We start from the raw sequence: 253 nt of genomic DNA on the forward strand, positions 1-253 counted from the left end.
CATTGCGCCACAGTGGCCTGCAAATCCTCTTGCTCGATGGCGGGCCGCTCACGGTCAAGCCATTCGATGCGCAAGCCCCGTTCGAGCCGCGTGTCAGTGCGCTTTCGGCGGCCAGCCAGCGTATTCTCGAACGCCTTGGCGCCTGGGACGGCATTGCCCAACGGCGTGCCACACCGTATCCCGACATGCATGTGTGGGACGGCAGTGGCACTGGGCAGATCCACTTCTCGGCCGCCAGTGTGCATGCACAGGT

The 253-nt window shown here is 64.4% G+C and carries 1 pseudogene; it reads left to right on the forward strand.

Annotated features, from left to right (window positions below):
- Positions 1-2 precede the first annotated feature (2 nt).
- Positions 3-253 (forward strand): annotated as a pseudogene (locus SB765_RS31805) (2-octaprenyl-3-methyl-6-methoxy-1,4-benzoquinol hydroxylase); the annotation flags it as partial.

Source organism: Pseudomonas sp. SIMBA_067 (assembly GCF_046534675.1).
GTDB classification, from domain to species: Bacteria; Pseudomonadota; Gammaproteobacteria; order Pseudomonadales; family Pseudomonadaceae; genus Aquipseudomonas; species Aquipseudomonas putida.